The 17,126-nt window shown below is 50.9% G+C and carries 17 protein-coding genes; 6 read left to right on the plus strand and 11 right to left on the minus strand.

Going from position 1 to position 17,126, the window contains the following annotated elements; genetic code table 11:
* Window positions 1-14 precede the first annotated feature (14 nt).
* From ACLJXE_RS10685 to nanR, 3 genes are all read right to left on the minus strand, one after another.
* Complete coding sequence (locus ACLJXE_RS10685) at window positions 15-1,505, minus strand: MFS transporter (protein ID WP_410750825.1); 1,491 nt, start codon at window positions 1,503-1,505, stop codon at window positions 15-17.
* A gap of 112 nt (window positions 1,506-1,617) precedes the next feature.
* Window positions 1,618-2,511, minus strand: a complete 894-nt coding sequence (gene nanA / locus ACLJXE_RS10690) for an N-acetylneuraminate lyase (protein WP_286629369.1) — start codon at window positions 2,509-2,511, stop codon at window positions 1,618-1,620.
* Window positions 2,512-2,645: 134 nt separating this feature from the next.
* Entirely contained in the window at window positions 2,646-3,437 is a 792-nt protein-coding gene (gene nanR, locus ACLJXE_RS10695) for a transcriptional regulator NanR (protein WP_410750826.1), read from the minus strand.
* Between the two features lie 360 nt (window positions 3,438-3,797).
* Here nanR and dcuC point away from each other — a divergent pair, with 360 nt between their 5' ends.
* A complete protein-coding gene (dcuC, locus tag ACLJXE_RS10700; protein WP_410750827.1) occupies window positions 3,798-5,165 on the plus strand; it encodes an anaerobic C4-dicarboxylate transporter DcuC in 1,368 nt (455 codons plus the stop codon).
* 44 nt (window positions 5,166-5,209) lie between these two features.
* Here the strand turns inward: dcuC and sspB are convergent, their stop codons facing one another.
* The 5 genes from sspB to zapE form a co-directional block, all read right to left on the minus strand.
* Window positions 5,210-5,713 carry a ClpXP protease specificity-enhancing factor gene (gene sspB / locus ACLJXE_RS10705; RefSeq protein WP_271441663.1) on the minus strand — a complete coding sequence of 168 codons (504 nt, stop codon included), beginning with the start codon at window positions 5,711-5,713 and terminating at the stop codon, window positions 5,210-5,212.
* A gap of 5 nt (window positions 5,714-5,718) precedes the next feature.
* Window positions 5,719-6,357, minus strand: a complete 639-nt coding sequence (gene sspA / locus ACLJXE_RS10710) for a stringent starvation protein SspA (RefSeq protein ID WP_048213444.1) — start codon at window positions 6,355-6,357, stop codon at window positions 5,719-5,721.
* Window positions 6,358-6,670: 313 nt separating this feature from the next.
* The gene (rpsI, locus tag ACLJXE_RS10715) at window positions 6,671-7,063 is read right to left on the minus strand and encodes a 30S ribosomal protein S9 (protein WP_000829818.1); all 393 of its coding nucleotides are present in this window, start codon (window positions 7,061-7,063) and stop codon (window positions 6,671-6,673) included.
* A 15-nt stretch (window positions 7,064-7,078) separates the two neighbouring features.
* Window positions 7,079-7,507 (minus strand): 50S ribosomal protein L13, encoded by a 429-nt coding sequence (rplM, locus tag ACLJXE_RS10720; RefSeq protein ID WP_003025141.1) that lies wholly within the window; start codon window positions 7,505-7,507, stop codon window positions 7,079-7,081.
* 218 nt (window positions 7,508-7,725) lie between these two features.
* On the minus strand, window positions 7,726-8,853 hold the full coding sequence (gene zapE, locus ACLJXE_RS10725) for a cell division protein ZapE (RefSeq protein ID WP_410750828.1): 1,128 nt from the start codon (window positions 8,851-8,853) through the stop codon (window positions 7,726-7,728).
* A gap of 192 nt (window positions 8,854-9,045) precedes the next feature.
* Between zapE and zapG the strand changes: the two genes are divergently transcribed.
* The 3 genes from zapG to degS all read left to right on the plus strand — a co-directional run bounded on the left by zapG (window position 9,046) and on the right by degS (window position 12,137).
* The gene (zapG, locus tag ACLJXE_RS10730) at window positions 9,046-9,444 is read left to right on the plus strand and encodes a Z-ring associated protein ZapG (RefSeq protein WP_005121352.1); all 399 of its coding nucleotides are present in this window, start codon (window positions 9,046-9,048) and stop codon (window positions 9,442-9,444) included.
* Between the two features lie 168 nt (window positions 9,445-9,612).
* The gene (gene degQ, locus ACLJXE_RS10735; protein WP_286629365.1) at window positions 9,613-10,980 is read left to right on the plus strand and encodes a serine endoprotease DegQ; all 1,368 of its coding nucleotides are present in this window, start codon (window positions 9,613-9,615) and stop codon (window positions 10,978-10,980) included.
* An 89-nt stretch (window positions 10,981-11,069) separates the two neighbouring features.
* Window positions 11,070-12,137, plus strand: a complete 1,068-nt coding sequence (gene degS / locus ACLJXE_RS10740; RefSeq protein WP_410750829.1) for an outer membrane-stress sensor serine endopeptidase DegS — start codon at window positions 11,070-11,072, stop codon at window positions 12,135-12,137.
* A gap of 75 nt (window positions 12,138-12,212) precedes the next feature.
* Here the strand turns inward: degS and mdh are convergent, their stop codons facing one another.
* Window positions 12,213-13,148: a malate dehydrogenase gene (mdh, locus tag ACLJXE_RS10745; protein ID WP_040234161.1), complete on the minus strand. Its 936-nt coding sequence runs from the start codon at window positions 13,146-13,148 to the stop codon at window positions 12,213-12,215.
* A gap of 436 nt (window positions 13,149-13,584) precedes the next feature.
* On the opposite strand from mdh, the gene argR reads away from it, so the two are divergent.
* Window positions 13,585-14,055: a transcriptional regulator ArgR gene (argR, locus tag ACLJXE_RS10750; RefSeq protein ID WP_003025162.1), complete on the plus strand. Its 471-nt coding sequence runs from the start codon at window positions 13,585-13,587 to the stop codon at window positions 14,053-14,055.
* A gap of 379 nt (window positions 14,056-14,434) precedes the next feature.
* Window positions 14,435-14,701, plus strand: a complete 267-nt coding sequence (yhcN, locus tag ACLJXE_RS10755; protein WP_005121357.1) for a peroxide/acid stress response protein YhcN — start codon at window positions 14,435-14,437, stop codon at window positions 14,699-14,701.
* 58 nt (window positions 14,702-14,759) lie between these two features.
* On the opposite strand, the gene ACLJXE_RS10760 is transcribed toward yhcN, so the two are convergent.
* Together ACLJXE_RS10760 and aaeB are read right to left on the minus strand one after the other, a co-directional pair.
* On the minus strand, window positions 14,760-15,038 hold the full coding sequence (locus ACLJXE_RS10760; RefSeq protein WP_286629362.1) for a hypothetical protein: 279 nt from the start codon (window positions 15,036-15,038) through the stop codon (window positions 14,760-14,762).
* 118 nt (window positions 15,039-15,156) lie between these two features.
* A complete protein-coding gene (gene aaeB, locus ACLJXE_RS10765; protein WP_410750830.1) occupies window positions 15,157-17,124 on the minus strand; it encodes a p-hydroxybenzoic acid efflux pump subunit AaeB in 1,968 nt (655 codons plus the stop codon).
* Between the last annotated feature and the right edge of the window lie 2 nt (window positions 17,125-17,126).

Below are 17,126 nucleotides of genomic sequence, written 5' to 3' on the forward strand. Positions count from 1 at the left end.
GCCGGGCAAGCGGATTAACTTTTTGATTTCACCATGGCGCTTTTATCGCCGCCAAACGGCACGGCTCCACTAAACGGTTTACCGTCAATGGCATCATGTGTACGTAGTGCTTCAGGCCGCAGCCAACGCTGTACACGAGACGGCATATCAAGACCAATCAACAGGATCACCACAAATGTCAGGCCGAAAGAGAGCGATCCCAGCGCAGTGCCCAGATCCAGACGTTGTGCAATCAGCGCCCCGATGATCGGTGCCAGTGCTCCACCCAGTGCCCCTACGTTGTAGGTGAACCCCAGGCCCGCAGCACGTTGGTCGGTTTCGAAATAACCACCAATGAGTTTTGGTAAGATCCCGGAGATCCCCTGCCCAAGCATTTGTTGGAAAAACAGTAGCAGCCCCAGGACCCAGACGTTGGCTCCGCCAATCGCAAACACAGGGATAATCAGCAACTGCGAGGCCAGCAGACTGCACACATAAGCCTTGCGGGTACCCAGCCAGTCACCAAGGAAGCCACCGACGCAGCAGCCAACCGCCGCGCCAAAGCCGCTAAAGAACAGGACCCTGGCAACCGTTGAAGGGTCATACATCAGTTCAGTTTTTAAATACGTTGGCAGCAGCGCCTGAATCGGCCACGAGTAGAGAAATGCGAACAGCACGACAACCATCAACATCACACCCGTCGGCCAACGTTTACCGCTGCTTTGCACCATAAAGCTAATGAAGATGAAGGCACACATCAGTCCGAGGATCGCCACGATGGCTGCATTTTGCAGGTTGCCCGCAAAACAGAACCACAGCGCAGTCGCAGCTACGATGGTCATCAAGATATTGATTACCCGATGTTCGCCCCGATAGAGAATATCCACCATCGTGCGTACCGGCGCTTTACCTTCGTGTTTTTCTTTCCAGTCCTCTGCCTCCGGAATATTTTTACGCAGCCAGAGGGCAAAGATAATCGGCAGAATGCCGATGAAGAACAGCGCACGCCATCCCCAGACCGGAACCACCAGGCTATAAACCTGGGCAGCAATCACAGCGCCGACCGAGAAACCAGAAATCAGGAAACCACTGGCTTTGTTACGCAGGTGTTTAGGCCAGCTTTCAATAACATAGGTGGCGCTGGAACCGTACTCACCTGCCATTCCCATACCGATAACCAGGCGGGCGATAAACATGGTGGTATAGCCCGGCGCGAAGCCACAGGCCAGCGTCCCCACAGAGAATAGAATGATGCTGGTGACCATTGCCAGGCGACGTCCATAGCGGTCACCCATCGCACCCAGCATTAACCCGCCAAACCAGCGAGAGATGAAGGCGGCTGAAATCAGGCTGGCCGCCTGCACCGTCGTCAAACCGAATTCACCTTGTACTTCTGTCAGCACAAGGGCGATTAACACAAAATCAAAACCATCAAGCAGATACCCCAACCAGGCGGCAGAAAATGCCCGCCATTGTGCCCGATTGAGATGGCGATACCACGGGATGCTCTGGGTAGAAGTACTCATTTTACTCTCCCGACGATTTTTTGTTGTTGTGCCGGATGGCGGCCTCGCCTTTTCCGGACTACGGTCGAAAAATCCAGGCCGGGCAAGCAAAGTGCCCCCCGGCTACCCGCGGTTACGCTTTTTCCGCCAACAGTTGGTTCGCCAGGGCTTTCAGTTCTGGCAGATATTGTTCATCTACGGGAGCGAACGGTTTACGGCACAGCGGTACAGAAACCACATCCATATAGTGCAGTACCGTTTTCAGACCGCGGAATACGCCAACCTTGATGAGCAGATCGATAACCTTATTGCACTCGGTTTGCAGCTTTTGTGCAGCCCGGATATCGCCTTCTTTGAGCGCTTTCACAATTCCCTGATAACGCCATCCCATAATGTTGTAAGTACTGCCGATCCCACCATCCGCACCAGCCAGCAACCCAGAAGCAAAAATCTCGTCATAACCGTTGTAAAGCACCAGATCCGGATGGGCGCGGCGGATCTGTTCCATTTGATAGAGATCGCCTGAGGTTTGTTTCAGTGCACCAACGCCTGGCAGCGTCACTAGCGTATTGATCTGCCCCAACGTCAGTTTTACGCCACTCAGCGCCGGGATGTTATAGACCACCATCGGCAAACCCTCAGCGGAATCAATAATTGCGCGGTAGTGATCGCAATGCTCTTCAAAGCTGAACGGATAGTAAAACGGGGTAACAGCAGAAACTGCGTCAAAACCATAACGGTGTGCGGCGCTCGCCAGCTGCTGGCTCTCTTCAGTGCTCACTGTGCCAACGTGGGCAATTAAGGTCACTTTACCTTTCGCTTCTTCAGCAACAATTTCCAGCACCTGCTCTCTTTCAGCACGGTTCTGCACAAAAGCTTCACCCGTTGAGCCACCGACATAGAGCCCATCAACGCCTTGCCCAATGTTGAAGCGCACCAGACGACGCAGGCTCTCGATATCCAGTCGCTGTTGGTTATCGAATGGGGTTAACAATGCCGGCATTACGCCTTTTAAATCTCTTGCCATAACGACCTCTGTCAATGATTAGTGTTGACTGACTGCATACCTTTATACCTGTTATACCAGATCAAATAAGCAGCAATACAATACAGAACGCTTATAGTGCGATCTGCTTCACTAAACGATCGTCAGGATCGCGATCACTTACGCATTTTTTTATTTTTACCGAAGGCGTGCCAGGTGGCGGAAACGCTGTTGAGATGTTCTTGTAATGCGCGGTCGGCTTCATCAGGATCGTGCCGACGAATCGCCTCGACAATGGCAATATGCTGCTGATAACTCACACTATTGTGTTCATGCAATTCTTGATCGGCGACAGTCGGACGTGCGGCAATCAGCCAGTCCAACAACGCAACGTGGATTGCCATAAAGATGGGATTGCCGGGGATCTCCGCCAGCACTCGGTGAAAATCGACATCCGAACGAATGAACAGCGTGTTGTCATCCAGCGACTGACTGTTGATCTCCAGCGCCCTGGCCAGCCTGTCAATTTGCTCTTCAGTGGCATGCTCGGCGGCATAACGCACCAGACTCGATTCAAAGAACAATCGCAATTGCTCGAAGTGGGAGATACCGCCGGGATGCGAGAGAAAATCTTTTGCCATGCCGGACAGTTCACCGATGATGGTATCCGCAGACGGACGCGAAACGCGCGCGCGCTCGCCGTTGTTGATCTGTACCAGACCTTTACGTTTTAACGCAGCAAGCGCTTCTCGTACAGAAGGACGACCGACATTAAAGAAGGCCATCAGTTCCCGCTCTGACGGCAACTGTTCCCCTTCGCCAAATTCCCGACGGCGAATCATCTGTTCAAGTTCTTCCTCAACCATTTCAGACAGTTTTTTACGCGCCAGCGGGCGGCTGCGTAAGCTACGACCAATGGTGGATGGAGAGTCTTCAGCTTGCGAATCAAATGCGTTCATAGGGTCCATTCAGCTAAGTCGTGGTGACAAATAACAGCGAGTTCATCGTAACACAGGATCGAAAGCAGGGTGAAATGGTGGTCAGCGGGGGATATGCTCATACAAATGATATATAAAATGCATATATTTCAACATGAATGATTGAGCAGATAGTTTTTTATTACCATGGGATAAAACTAACTTTATGAAATCTGCGAACATGATCTTTAAAATTAATCATAACCTACTATTTTAAAACGAAAAATAACCAGCGCTCGATTATAAAAACACGATATCCACTCCAAAACACATGCCAGAAAAAATATAACATCCGCATTTAAAACAGCGTTATTACCGGATTTATCTTCTTCTCTGGCATGGAGTGAAAAAATGTTCGGCATTATTATCTCTGTCATCGTTTTATTAACGATGGGTTACCTGATCCTCAAAAACTACAAACCACAGGTAGTACTGGCAGCAGCCGGGATCTTCCTGATGATCTGCGGCGTCTGGTTGGGGTACGGCGCACTGGTCGCCAGCGACAAAAGCAGCGGTTATCTGCTGGTCGATATTTATAATGAAATTCTGCGCATGCTTTCAAACCGGGCGGCAGGTCTTGGGCTGTCCATCATGGCAGTAGGTGGTTATGCCCGTTATATGGATAGAATGGGAGCCAGCCGGGCAATGGTCAGCCTGTTGAGCCGCCCACTCAAGCACATCCGCTCACCCTATATTGTGCTTGCCGCGACGTATGTAATTGGTCAAATCATGGCACAGTTCATCACCAGTGCTTCCGGATTGGGCATGCTGCTGATGGTTACGCTCTTCCCAACGCTGGTCAGCCTGGGCGTGAGCCGTTTATCCGCGGTAGCGGTCATTGCCACCTCGATGTCGATTGAATGGGGCATTTTGGAAACCAACTCCATTTTCGCCGCACAGGTTGCGGGGATGAAAATAGCCACTTATTTCTTCCACTACCAACTTCCCGTCGCATCCTGTGTCATCATCGCCGTCGCCATCGCACACTTTTTCGTCCAACGCCAGTTTGATAAAAAAACACAACCAGACAGCACCAGCTTCAATGAACAAAAGACGCTGGAAGATGTGCCACCGCTCTATTACGCCATTTTACCGGTGATGCCTCTGCTCCTGATGTTGGGTTCGCTGTTACTGGCACATATGGGATTAATGCAGGCAGAGTTGAATCTGGTTGTGGTGATGTTAATGAGCTTGACGCTGACCATGTTTGTGGAGTTTCTTCATAAACACAATCTGCGTGAGACGATGGATGATGTGCAGGCGTTTTTTGACGGCATGGGAACACAGTTTGCCAACGTCGTCACACTGGTGGTGGCCGGTGAGATCTTTGCCAAGGGTTTAACCACTATCGGCACCGTCGATGCAGTGATTAAAGGTGCGGAACACTCCGGGCTTGGCGGTATCGGTGTGATGATCATTATGGCCGTGGTTATCGCCGCCTGCGCAATTGTAATGGGATCCGGGAATGCACCGTTTATGTCATTCGCCAGTCTGATCCCGGATATTGCTGCGGGGCTGCATATTCCTGCAGTTGTGATGATTATGCCGATGCACTTCGCCACCACGCTGGCACGTGCGGTTTCACCGATTACGGCAGTGATTGTCGTGACATCCGGTATTGCTGGCGTGTCGCCTTTTGAGGTAGTAAAACGGACAGCCATCCCAATGGCGATAGGATTTGTGGTCAATATGATTGCCACTATCGCGCTGTTTTATTGATATCTGACGCAGAAGGCAAAACAGGCCCGCAAGGGCCTGTTTGATTATTTCACCACGCGTAGCGCCGGACGCCCACCGCGAGGAGGCGGCGGCGTGTCATCCGGGTCGTTGTCGTCGGCATTGTCTGGCTTATCGCCATCAATGACAGACATGACCGTTTCGTTCTCAAAACCCGACGCGTCGTTATCGTCATCGTTCAAGCTGGCGACATCTTCATCGTAAGCAGCTTCCGGTTCGAACATCGTACCCGCGCCATTTTCGCGCGCATAAATAGCCAGAACCGCAGCCAGCGGCACAGAAACCTGACGCGGCACACCACCGAAGCGCGCATTGAAACGTACTTCATCGTTAGCCAGTTCCAGGTTCCCCACTGCACGCGGTGCAATATTCAAAACAATTTGCCCATCACGTGCATATTCCATCGGAACCTGCACGTCCTGGAGCGTCACATCCACCACCAGGTGCGGCGTGAGCTGGTTGTCCAGCAACCACTCATAGAATGCGCGCAGCAGATACGGACGGCGTGGCGTTAGCTGTGGCAAATCCATACAGGTTAACCCCGGCCCAGACGCATTTCACGTTCAGGCTCAGTCAGAGAAGCCAGGAAAGAGTCACGTTCAAAGACGCGAGTCATATACCCTTTCAGTTCTTTCGAACCTGCGCCGTTGAATTCAATACCCAGCTGCGGTAAACGCCACAGCAGTGGTGCCAGGTAGCAATCTACCAGGCTGAACTCATCGCTCAGGAAATAAGGCTTTTGACCAAAGACTGGAGCAATTGCCAGCAGCTCTTCACGCAGACGCTTACGTGCAACATCGGCTTCAGATGCGGAACCGTTCACGATGACGTTCATCAACGTGTACCAGTCTTTTTCAATACGCTGCATGTACAGGCGGCTCTCACCACGCGCAACCGGGTAAACCGGCATCAGCGGAGGATGCGGGAAACGCTCATCCAGGTATTCCATAATGATGCGAGATTCCCACAGGGTCAGCTCACGATCCACCAGTGTCGGGACGCTCTGATTCGGGTTGAGGTCGATCAGATCCTGCGGTGGATTGTCCTTTTCCACGTGCTCAATCTCGAAACTAACACCTTTTTCAGCCAGCACGATGCGGACCTGATGGCTATAGATGTCAGTAGGACCAGAAAACAGCGTCATTACCGAACGTTTGTTGGCAGCGACAGCCATGAAAACCTCCAGGTATATTCAGAATTTTTACTGCTACCAGCCACTTTGTGGCCAGCCAGAAGTGATGTCACCCAGATTCGGGAAAGTCATTACTGTTCAAAATACAAACAAAAAATGAACAATACCGGATATTTGGGCAGAAAATTGGATGATAGTTTACCAGATTTTGTGACCTTTGTGGTGAGTCGATTCTGGAAATGGGGAAAAAGAGGTGGCAATCAGCGTATTACCGTGATTTCTTGAGGATGAAAAGCATAAAAAAACCCGCCGGAGCGGGTTTTTCGCAAATTGTAATCTGCCGAAGCAGAAGCAATTAACGTTTGGAGAACTGCGGACGACGACGTGCTTTACGCAGACCGACTTTCTTACGTTCAACCTGACGAGCGTCACGAGTAACGAAGCCAGCTTTACGCAGTTCAGAACGCAGGGACTCGTCGTACTCCATCAGAGCGCGGGTGATACCGTGACGGATCGCACCAGCCTGACCAGAGATACCACCACCTTTAACGGTGATGTACAGATCCAGTTTCTCAACCATGTCGACCAGTTCCAGCGGCTGACGAACTACCATGCGGGCAGTTTCACGACCGAAGTACTGTTCCAGAGAACGTTGGTTGATTACGATTTTACCGTTGCCCGGTTTGATGAAAACGCGAGCTGCGGAACTTTTGCGGCGACCAGTGCCGTAGTATTGATTTTCAGCCATTGCCTATAATCCCGATTAGATGTCAAGAACTTGCGGTTGCTGTGCCGCGTGGTTGTGCTCGTTGCCAGCGTAAACTTTCAGTTTACGGAACATAGCACGACCCAGCGGGCCTTTTGGCAGCATGCCTTTAACCGCGATTTCAAGCACACGCTCAGGACGGCGAGCAATCATCTCTTCAAAGGTCGCTTGTTTGATACCACCGATGTGGCCGGTGTGGTGATAGTACACTTTGTCAGTACGCTTGTTGCCGGTTACAGCAACTTTGTCAGCGTTCAGAACGATGATGTAATCACCAGTATCTACGTGCGGAGTGTATTCCGCTTTGTGCTTACCGCGCAGGCGCAGAGCCAGTTCGGAAGCCAGACGGCCCAGAGTTTTACCGGTCGCGTCAACAACATACCAGTCGCGTTTTACGGTTTCTGGTTTAGCTGTAAAAGTTTTCATTAAAAGCTTACCCAAATAAATAAGTTACACGTTGGTGAACACCCAAACGTTTTGTCAGTTGAGGTTCACACGACATTGTCCAGCAAACCTACCCCTTCGAATAGCCTATGCCGGCGCATAGAAAGTTTTGGGAAAAAAACTCTCTCGTAACGTGGGGTCGCAAGATTATAGAGAAGTCAGGGTCAAAGATCGACCCCTTTATGTGATTTGCGGCAGGTTTAACCGGCTAAATGTTCCCGCTTCAGATACTCTTCGCTTTGCATCTCCTGCAAACGCGACAAACAACGCTGGAATTCAAACTTCAGGCGCTCGCCCTGGTAGATCTCATATAAAGGCGCTGCGCCGCTGACCACCAGTTTAACGTGGCGTTCGTAGAACTCATCAACCAGCGCGATAAAGCGTCGTGCTTCACTTTCCATCAGCGTCGTAATTACCGGTACATCAAACAGCAGCACCGTGTGGAACAGGCGCGACAATGCGATGTAATCGTGCTGGCTGCGGGCATCGATGCACAGCGTAGTGAACGATACCGCCAGCGTTTGGTTCTCAACGGCCAGCGTCTGCATCGGGCGATGGTTAATCTCCAGCGTCGGTGCATGTTCGTTTTTCGCGCCCGCTAACGCCAGCCAGAGCTTATCCATCTGCCGCTGTGTTTCATCATTAAGCGGAGACAGCCATAAGTGTGCCTGCGTTAACGTACGTAACCGGTAGTCAACGCCGGCATCCACGTTCATGATGTCGCAATACTGTTTAATGGCTTCGATAGCGGGAAGGAAGCGCGCACGTTGCAAACCGTTACGATACAGTTCATCAGGCGGAATATTGGACGTTGCCACCAGCGTAATGCCGCGAGCAAATAGCGCCTTCATTAAGCCACCGAGCAGCATGGCGTCAGTAATATCCGAGACAAAAAATTCATCAAAGCACAGCACATCAGTTTCGGCTTTGAAACGGTCAGCAATCACTTCCAACGGGTCGCTCTGACCTTGCAGAGCCGTCAATTCTTCATGCACGCGCAGCATGAAGCGGTGAAAGTGCAAACGCTGTTTACGTGTGCCAGGCAGGCTATGGTAGAACAAATCCATCAGCCAGGTTTTTCCGCGTCCTACGCCCCCCCACATATACAGACCACGCACCGGCGTGTTTTCCTTCGGCTCACGTTTACCCAGCAATTTACCAAAGCGGGCCATCAGTCCACTCTCCTGCGCGGCTGGAGGTGCAATCGTCGTGAGCGCCTGGTAAATCGTTTCCAGTCGATTCACTGCTTCTTTTTGTACGTTGTCGGGTTGATGGCTGCCGTCGTTGAGGGCCTGCAGATATCGCGATGTCGGGGAAAGGCTTTGCATGATGTTATTGTTATTCCTTGAGAATCGATGTGCCGTCGCTCACGGTTGACGAAAAAAAGGCCGTTCTACATTACGTGATATAAACACGGGATTCCACTTCTACGGGATTAGCGGTTATAGTGGCATAATCAGGCGCAGGCATGGAGCCTAAAGCCAACACCCTACGGAAACAAAAGACAACGGGAGATGTTCATGACCTGGGAATATGCGCTAATTGGGTTAGTCGTCGGTATCATTATTGGTGCTGTAGCCATGCGTTTTGGTAATCGTAAATTACGCCAACAGCAGGCATTACAGTACGAACTGGAAAAGAACAAAGCTGAGCTGGAAGAGTACCGCGAAGAGCTGGTGAGTCATTTTGCCCGCAGCGCTGAGCTACTGGATAACATGGCTGACGATTATCGTCAGATCTATCAGCATATGGCGAAAAGCTCCAGCAGCCTGCTGCCGGGCATGTCAGCGGAAAACAACCCATTCCGCAATCGTCTGGCTGAGTCTGAAGCGGGTAACGATCAGGCGCCGGTTCAGATGCCGCGTGACTATTCCGAAGGGGCTTCCGGCCTGCTGCGTAGTGGCGCAAAGCGCGACTAACTGCACATCGTTAAGAAATTTATCGGGCGCAGCAAATGCGCCCTCCGCTTCTCTTCCCGTCCCAGCTATTATTTAGTCGTTAGCCTCATTGTGACCAAACCGAAAATTCAATAACATCAAACTGTTTTGAATCATCTTCCGTTTACTCAAGGTACGAGAGCAGGATCCATGAAAAAACAAACCCAGCTGTTGAGTGCATTAGCGTTAAGTGTCGGGTTAACTCTCTCGGCGCCATTCCAGGCCATTGCGTCGATTCCCGGCCAGGTCCCCGGTCAGGCAGCGATCCCCAGCCTCGCCCCCATGCTGGAAAAAGTGTTACCTGCCGTCGTTAGCGTGAGAGTCGAGGGCACCGCCGTTCAAGGGCAAAAAGTCCCGGAAGAATTCAAAAAGTTTTTTGGTGATGAGCTGCCCGATCAGCCCTCGCAGCCATTCGAAGGACTGGGTTCAGGCGTCATCATTGACGCTGCCAAGGGCTATGTTCTGACCAACAACCACGTTATTAATCAGGCGCAGAAAATTAGCGTTCAGCTGAACGATGGGCGCGAGTTCGATGCCAAACTCATCGGTAGCGACGATCAGAGCGATATCGCCCTGCTGCAAATACAGCATCCCAGCAACCTGACACAAATCGCTATCGCCGACTCCGACAAACTGCGCGTGGGTGACTTTGCTGTCGCCGTCGGCAACCCGTTCGGGCTGGGACAAACGGCAACCTCAGGGATCGTCTCCGCATTGGGTCGCAGCGGTCTGAACCTGGAAGGGCTGGAAAACTTTATTCAGACCGATGCGTCTATTAACCGCGGCAACTCCGGCGGTGCGTTGCTCAACCTGAATGGTGAGCTGATTGGCATAAATACCGCCATTCTCGCGCCTGGCGGCGGCAGCATTGGGATCGGTTTTGCTATCCCCAGTAACATGGCGCGTACGCTGGCGCAGCAATTAATGCAGTTTGGCGAAATCAAACGCGGTCTGTTAGGTATTAAAGGTACGGAAATGACCGCTGACATCGCTAAAGCATTCAAACTGGATGTACAACGTGGCGCGTTTGTCAGCGAAGTTCTGCCTAATTCTGGTTCTGCCAAAGCGGGCGTGAAATCCGGTGACGTTATTACCAGTCTTAACGGCAAACCGCTCAGTAGTTTCGCCGAACTGCGTTCGCGTATTGCGACAACTGAACCGGGGACCAAAGTCAAACTGGGCCTGCTGCGTAACGGTAAACCGCTGGAAGTTGAAGTGACGCTGGATACCAGTACATCATCCTCCGCCAGCGCTGAAATGATTGCACCGGCATTGCAAGGGGCCACGCTCAGCGACGGGCAGCTAAAAGACGGTGCCAAAGGCATTCGAATTGATAACGTTGAGAAAAGCAGCCCAGCCGCACAGGCCGGCCTGCATAAAGATGACGTCATCATCGCCGTTAACCGCGATCGGGTGAACTCGATTGCCGAAATGCGCAAAGTGCTGGAAACGAAACCGTCAATCATTGCTCTGCAGGTCGTTCGTGGTAACGAGAGTATTTACCTGCTTTTGCGTTAACCAGGACAACCGGACATCAGCCCCCCGTGTGATGTCCGGTAAACTCGTGATATGCTGCTGCCGTTCCCTTTTTTAATGACGCCGCCATCATGTTTGTGAAGCTTTTACGTTCGGTCGCGATTGGTTTAATCGTCGGCGCCATTCTGCTGGCCGCGATGCCCTCTCTGCGAAAAATTAATACGCTTACCGCACCACAGTTCGACAGCACAGATGAAACACCTGCCAGTTATAACCCGGCAGTTCGCCGTGCTGCGCCTGCCGTGGTCAACGTGTACAACCGCAGTGTGAACAGCACGACGCATAACCAGCTGGAGATCCGTACGCTCGGTTCAGGCGTTATCATGGATCAGCGCGGCTATATCATCACCAACAAGCATGTCATTAATGACGCCGACCAAATCATCGTCGCGCTGCAGGATGGACGTGTCTTTGAAGCGTTGCTTGTTGGCTCCGATACCTTAACCGACCTTGCAGTGTTGAAAATCAACGCAGCAGGCGGACTACCGACGATCCCGATTAATAACAAACGTGTACCGCATATTGGCGATGTCGTGCTTGCCATCGGTAACCCGTACAACCTTGGGCAAACAATCACTCAGGGGATCATCAGCGCCACGGGGCGTATTGGCCTGAACCCAACAGGCCGGCAAAACTTCCTGCAGACGGATGCCTCCATTAACCACGGTAACTCCGGCGGTGCGCTGGTTAACTCCCTGGGTGAGTTGATGGGGATTAACACACTATCGTTTGATAAGAGCAATGATGGTGAAACGCCGGAAGGGATTGGCTTTGCAATTCCGTTTCAACTGGCGACGAAAATCATGGATAAGCTGATTCGCGACGGGCGAGTTATTCGTGGCTACATCGGCATCAGCGGGCGTGAAATTGCACCGCTGCACGCACAAGGTAGCGGCATGGAGCAAATTCAGGGGATTGTCGTAAACGAAGTGGCTCCGGATGGTCCGGCGGCCCAGGCAGGCATTCAGGTCAATGACCTGATTATCTCGGTCAATAATAAACCGGCGGTCTCTGCGCTGGAAACCATGGATCAGGTTGCTGAAATTCGCCCAGGTTCAGTTATCTCCGTGGTCGTAATGCGTGATGATAAACAGTTAACGTTGCAGGTCACCATTCAGGAATACCCGGCGACGAACTAATGTCGTGAATTTGACGCACAAAAAAACCGGAGAATTCATTCTCCGGTTTTTTTACATCAGGCCTACGCGAGCGTGTTACTTAACGAACTCTTCGCCCAGCGTGATATCTTTCTTCAGCGTGTCCAGCATGCCTTCCAGCGAGCTTTGTTCGAACGCGCTCAGTTTACCGATGGACTGACGTTCTTCTACGCCATTTTTGCCCAGCAGCAGCGGCTGAGAGAAGAAGCGAGCGTACTGACCATCGCCTTCAACGTAAGCGCATTCCACGACACCTTTTTCACCGCTCAGCGCACGAACCAGTGACAGACCGAAACGTGCTGCAGCCTGACCCATAGACAGGGTTGCAGACCCGCCACCGGCTTTTGCTTCCACAACTTCAGTACCCGCGTTCTGGATACGTTTAGTCAGGTCAGCAGCTTCTTGTTCTGTGAAACTTACGCCAGGAATTTGTGACAGCAGCGGCAGAATGGTCACACCTGAGTGTCCACCAATAACCGGGACTTCAACATCGCCAGGCTGCTTGCCTTTCAGTTCCGCAACAAAGGTGTTGGAGCGGATGATGTCCAGCGTAGTGACGCCAAACAGTTTGTTCTTATCGTATACGCCTGCTTTTTTCAGCACTTCAGCAGCGATAGCAACGGTCGTGTTCACTGGGTTAGTGATGATACCGATACATGCTTTCGGACAGGTGGTAGCAACCTGCTGCACCAGATTCTTCACGATGCCAGCATTCACGTTAAACAGGTCAGAACGGTCCATACCTGGTTTACGCGCAACACCCGCAGAAATCAGCACCACGTCAGCACCTTCCAGTGCAGGGGTCGCATCTTCACCGCTGAAGCCTTTGATTTTCACAGCAGTAGGGATATGGCTCAAATCAACGGCCACACCAGGAGTTACTGGAGCGATGTCGTACAGGGAGAGTTCTGAACCTGAAGGCAGTTGGGTTTTTAACAGTAATGCTAGCGCCTGACCGATACCACCAGCAGCGCCGAGGACTGCAACTTTCATCCTAAACTCCTTATTATATTGATAAGCAAAATGTCTATTGCTCCGCGGCGGCGACCTTAATTCACAAATCCAACGAATTCAATAACCACGCTTCAAGAATGCGTAGTCACGCAAATTTGGCTTTTATGCATTTAACTTACGTAAAATAAAACCTAAGTTACGTAATTCAAAACCACTCGCACAGTAGAGCAACTTTCCAACAGGTGCTGACAATATACCCTACAGCCACCTCAAAACAACATCAATTTGATAACATTTAATTTACTTTTAATCTTATTTGCGAGCCGTGACACAGGCATGTTTCTTGATAACGAAATTTGATAAAATCCCGCTCTTTCATAACATTATTTCAGCCTTGAACGAGGCAGACCGTTTGCATAAAAATTCATCTGTATGCACAATAATGTTGTTTCTACCGCTATATTACGGGTGACTTATGCGAAGCTCGGCTAAACAAGAAGAATTAGTTAAGGCGTTTAAAGCGCTACTTAAAGAAGAAAAATTCAGCTCTCAGGGCGAAATCGTCCTCGCGTTGCAGGATCAGGGCTTTGATAATATCAACCAGTCCAAGGTTTCACGCATGCTGACCAAGTTTGGTGCCGTGCGTACCCGCAATGCGAAAATGGAAATGGTGTACTGTCTGCCTGCAGAGCTGGGAGTCCCGACAACGTCAAGCCCATTGAAAAATCTGGTGCTGGATATCGACTACAACGATGCCGTTGTCGTTATTCATACCAGCCCAGGCGCTGCGCAGCTGATTGCTCGCCTGCTGGATTCACTGGGTAAAGCAGAAGGTATTCTTGGAACGATTGCTGGTGACGATACCATCTTCACCACACCGGCCAAAGGTTTTACGGTAAAAGACCTGTACGAAGCCATTCTGGAACTGTTTGAACAAGAACTGTAATTCCCTTCCCCGTCATGCCCTGTGGCGGGGGAAAAATCTCTCTTTTCTGCTCCTCTCCTCAGCTTTCCACTACCGGGCATTTAACAAATAGTGCGTTTCACCGCCAAAATACATTCACATAGTGAATGATACTCATCAAAAACGCACAATTTGCAAAATCTAGTATCTACATGAATTTATTGATTTTATTTTTAAATATCAGTTCTGATTTGTATTTTTAATTCCATATAGTTATAAAAAAACACTTTTCTTAACACCTGATTACCATAGAAACAATTAGCGTGGTATTAATTTATCACGTGATTAGTGTATACTTGATTTTGTGATGAGGGTCACGAAACAAAGACCCCTAATAAAAGAATTCGACGAGGTAAATATCATGAAAATCAAAACCACTGTTGCAACTTTAAGCCTTCTCTCAGTTCTCTCTTTCGGTGCAAGCGCCGCGGTTAATCAGGTGAACTCTCAAGAAGCACAGAATCTGCAATCCATGGGTACCATCTCTGTATCTCAGATCGGTAGCTCACCAATGGATATGCGTCAGGCAATCGCCGCTAAAGCAGAAAAAGCGGGCGCCAGCAGCTATCGTGTCACTGAACTCCGTGAAGGTGCTCACTGGCATGCAACCGCAGAATTGTACAAATAAACCCTCGTCGTCTGGTCCGAGACGACTTGCCCCCGCCTGCCGGGGGCTTTTTTTATGCCTATTTTGAGTGGCGAACGTTAAAGCGCAATTGCCCTTCCAGTTCCTCTTCTGCTTCATCAAACAGCAATATCAGGGCACCGTAGCGTCGACGCTGTTTGTCCGGTAAATGGACAAACTCAATCTCCAGCGGCAGAGGCAGGACGTCCCCCATCACCACTTCCCACAGCGAATCGAGATCGCTCACCTTTTCCCGGGCCAGGCCGAATATCCGCGTAAACTCGCGGTAGAAATCACCCTGATCTTCAATCTCGTCAAAATCAAACGTATAGATATTCATCTATAGCCACCATCCCGACGCCAGTCACTCTACAGACTACCTGTATGCTGGGAATTCCCACACGTCAGGTAAGTATAGCCATAAAAAAACCGACGCTTCTGGCGTCGGTTTTTAGCGCTTAATTGCTGGTCAGCGCATGCTGGTATTTGTGCAACATTCCCGTGAGTCGTTTCACTGGCTCCGTTACCTGAGGCGGGGCTTCCCAGAGCGTTAATTTTTCCTGGTAGATATCAAGCTCCTCCAGCAACTGACTAAAGTAGCGTCGGCGTTTGTCATCATTTACTGCAGAAATAACATGATCGGCAGTACGGCGAAGTTGCCGATGAAACGCCGATAAATCATCGTTTACTGGTACAGGCGCATCACGTAAACGCTGGTGAGCAATAATCATCGTCAGTGCCAGACGGAACTTTGCCAGATCGCCGGGAAATTTGTTCATCAGTAAAAACAGCTGCTGATACAACGCCGGAAGGTGGTTTTCTTTACGGCGCACAACATTGGTGGTCATTGCGGAGACCGCTGCCGACACAAACTGGTTAAGCAACACGCGACCCGTTCTGTCTCGCGAGTTATCCCGCACCAGCAGAATCACGATAAATGCCAATACGCAGCCGACAATCTGCCCCAGTGCACTGTCGAGGAACTGACTAAAGTGAAACGTCATCGGGTTATCAAGCACGATGATGTTAATGGTGCTCGCCAGCGCCCCCATTGAGCCCAGACGCCGCTTCTGCACCTCGATACCCAGAAAGAATCCCAGCACCGCCAGACTCAGACACAGCAACAACATACTTTGCTGAGTATTGGGGATAATCACCAGAAAATAGAGCGCCCCCAACGGTAATGCTGCCAGCGTGCCATATATAAAGTCGATGGCCACCATGCGGGGGTTAGGCAAACGCATAGCCAGCGAGGTGACGACCGCTATCATGACCATCGCGCCGCTACCTGACGTCCAGCCGGTCCACAACCAGAATAAGGTTCCCAGCACACAGGACAGCGTAGTACGCCAGAAGTTGACCATCGCATGGTGACGTTCAGCGGATTCCACTTTCACCACCGGCTCGCCCTGCAGGATCTCTTCTTCTATTGCACTGATTTTGGTATTGCTGACTACACCGCGTTTCAACAGCAGATAGCGCGTCGCCGCGCCAGCCCAGCTATAAATCGTCACCGGCGTATCACGCTCACCGGTCCAGGCTATCACACGGCGCATCCGCTTCAGTTGTTTATGTACGTCCTGCACCGTTTCAACCGGTGTATCAAACAACTCGCGGAAAGTATCTGTAATCAGTTCTGGTCGTGTATTCTGGATAAGATAGGTTTCACAGGACTGAGTAATAAGCGTCAGTGACAGCGTGTTCAACGCTTTGAGCCTACGATTGGCGCGCACCCAGCGTGAGGATTCCATGTTCAGGTTGCTGCGCATCCCTTCAAGCGCTGCCGTACGACGAACTAAAGTGCCCCAGGCCTTGTCCACTTCTTCGCTATCACCATGCTTTATGCACAGTTGCATAAGCTGATATTGCGCCACCAGAAGGCTGTCCAACTCGACATCTATCTCCTGTTTCACTGAACGGGGCGAAAAGAGCAGGTCGGCAATGATGGCGCAGACAATCCCCATCACAATCTCGCTGCAGCGTTCGAGTGCAAATTGTGGCGTCAGCAGAGGTTCCGCCTGAATGGTAATGACGATAATCAACGCCGTGTAACCCGAAAGCCCCCAGGCATAGGAGTTTTCGATCTTAACCAGTGAAGAGATCCAGGTACAAAAACCGGCCCAGATACAGCACACCAGGATCATCAATAGCGGCGCACGGATCATACTGATAATAATGATCAGCGCGGCAATGCAGCCAATAAATGTCCCAATAATACGCAGCATGCCGCGGTAGCGAATAGCGCCAGAATAAGGTTCTCCACCGGCGGCAAAGGCTGGGCCTGCCGCCACAATCGCAGCAGTCAGTACAGCCCAACGAGGGGTCTCAAGCTGGAAATGAAAGCCAACAAATAACGCCAGTACAATGGCGCATGCCAGCTTTACCGCAAAGCGGATATGCTGATTGGCAATGGAGAAAATGCCCATCA

This window comes from Citrobacter sp. U14242 (assembly GCF_046555775.1).
In the GTDB taxonomy this organism is placed as follows: Bacteria; Pseudomonadota; Gammaproteobacteria; order Enterobacterales; family Enterobacteriaceae; genus Citrobacter.